This is a genomic window from Bacteroides muris (ex Fokt et al. 2023), assembly GCF_024704895.1.
GTDB lineage: Bacteria > Bacteroidota > Bacteroidia > Bacteroidales > Bacteroidaceae > Bacteroides > Bacteroides muris.
The window spans coordinates 1-2404 of the sequence record NZ_JAMZEE010000088.1; the positions used below are offsets into that span (position 1 = coordinate 1).

The following is a 2404-nucleotide window of genomic DNA, read 5'->3' on the forward strand; positions in this document are numbered from 1 at the left end:
TGATGTTTCTGAGAGAATGTTTTCGCTTCCTTTCTTGCGGATTTATAATTTTTTCTATAACTTGCCACTGTTTATCAACTAAGGTTAGTTGAGTATTGTTCCATAACTCTAATTGATTGACACTCATAAAGCTACAAATAAACCTCCAATTAACCTACTGATTTACAATATATTATTCATTGCAATAACGTTTATCTTCAATAAATTTTAAACAGCTTCTAAATATTGAGCATACCCAATTACCATCTTGGAATTTCCAAATCGTCCTTGCTCGGCAAAGCCGGGAATTTGGCATGCGGCTCGGCCTGGTACCAGAAAGTGGTCGACGAGATATCCGACTTCTGGTTGTTGTAGCGTCCGTCATGACGCCATCCCAGGTCCTGTATCGTGACCTTCAGGTCCTTGTCGAAGCGTACCGGATCAAGGATATGCCAGCGGTACAACCCGAAAGCAGTCACCGCACGGTACAGCCCGTCAGGACGGATTACCTGGTGCATACCGGCATAGGGGGTGGTGAACTCCTGGTATTGGCGCGTCTTCTGGTTCTCGAAATTGTACGAGCCGCAGAAGTAGTCCTCAGCCCCGGTTCCACAGATAGTCGGGTATTCCTTGTCACCGTCCATGTAGAACTTGATTTCCCCTTCACCCCACCAGCAGTTGTCGTTTACACGCCACGCCAGGTAGGTACCCACATACTGTCCCTTGCCCTTCACACCGTCAATCAGCGTGTGCAGAGACCCCTGGGTCGGGTTGGAACGACGGAACTGCGCGTGGAAGTAGGCCTCGTCCTCGGGGACTTCTGTCAGGGTGTAGTTGATTTGGTAGTACAGGCGCATCTCCTCGGCGGTGTTGATGTTCTCCAGCGTGATACGGGCTTTCTTGCGGAAAGGCATCTTCCAGTAGCAGTTGAAAGCGCTGCCCGGATTCACGCAGACGGCCAGCGAGGAGAGCTGTGCATATTCATTGTATGCGCTGCAGAAGAAGTCACCCACCGGACATTCGACGGAAGGCTCCTTCTCGTCGTCCCAGTACATTCTCAGGATGGAGAAGCGCCAGTTCCCGGTCGGCGTCATCCAGATTTGCTGGATGGCTCCCGGACCCTCAATCTCCGCAATCGTGATTGTCTCTCCCGGTTTCACGATGATGAAGGGGTTCACCTTCCAACCCTTGCCCAGGTCCTTGGCCGCATGGTGGGCGTTGGCCACATTGCGCTGGTCCTTGTCCCTGACCGGGTCTGCCATGCCGCCCTTGCCTTTCTCACCCGTGAAGTTCTCGGGGCTGATGGAACGTGTCTTGGCATCGGACAGTCTTGACAGGTTACCCATGTTCATATCCAGTCCGTTGAAGGGGTAGTTACTTTGGGCGTAAACACCTACGGTGACCATGCACAAGGCCGCCAGAATTAATGATTTGATTCTCATGTTTTAAATAGATTAATGGTTTGTATACTTAGTTAATGGTTTCAGCAAGTTTTGCCAGTTCAAGATATTTCTTGTACAGTTTTTCGTAGATGAGGGCTCTTTTCTCATCCGGCCGGTATTCAGCCTCGATGTCCGACCCCATGTGCCTTGTCGCCTCGTTGATATCCTTGTACACCCCTGCGGCAACTGCCGCGAACATTGCCGCCCCCAGGGCACAGGTCTGTTCCGAGCGGACCACACGGATAGGCATGTCCAGCACGTCCGCCAGCGTCTGCATCACGAAGGGCGCCTTCTTGCTGATGCCTCCGATGGCATTGACCGAATCAATGCGCAGCCCCTGTCCCTTCATATGCTCCACAATACGGCGGGAACCGAAGGCGGTGGCTTCCACCAGCGCACGGAATATTTCCGGGGCGCTGGTTCCCAGCGTGAGTCCCACAACGGCACCCTTCACGTTCTGGTCCGCATCGGGGGTACGACGGCCATTCATCCAGTCCAAGGCGACAACACCGTCCTCGGAGGGTTCCATGTCCTGGGCCTCACGGGTGAGTTCCACCAGCATGCCTTCCAGAACTTTCTGCCTGGCCTCCCCCTCGGGGATGTCCTTCAGTGTCCATGCCAGCATCTTCCTGAACCAGGCGTAGATGTCTCCGAAAGCTGACTGTCCGGCCTCGAAACCTATGAATCCCGGAAGCACCGAACCGTCCACCTGGCCGCAGATTCCCTTGATACAGCGTCCGCCTACCTCGTCTTTGCCGGCAACCATGATGTCGCAGGTGGATGTTCCCATGATACGTGTCAGTATTCCCGGGGCGACGGATGCGCCTACGGCTCCCATATGGGCGTCCAGTGCCCCCACAGCCACGGCGATTCCTTGGGGAAGTCCAAGCCTGTCTGCCCACTCGTGTGTCAGCTCACCTGCCTTGGTGTCGCTGGTGTGGGTTTCCGTGAACAGATGGGGGAGCATTTCCTTCAAGGCCGGA

At 54.0% G+C, this 2404-nt stretch carries 2 protein-coding genes; both read right to left on the bottom strand.

Annotated features, from left to right (window positions below; translation table 11 throughout):
• Nucleotides 1-239 precede the first annotated feature (239 nt).
• A complete protein-coding gene (locus M1B78_RS18270; RefSeq protein WP_087333448.1) occupies nucleotides 240-1421 on the bottom strand; it encodes a glycoside hydrolase family 172 protein in 1182 nt (393 codons plus the stop codon).
• 28 nt (nucleotides 1422-1449) lie between these two features.
• The coding region (locus tag M1B78_RS18275) for an FGGY-family carbohydrate kinase (protein ID WP_257941473.1) at nucleotides 1450-2404 on the bottom strand (955 nt) is incomplete at its 5' end.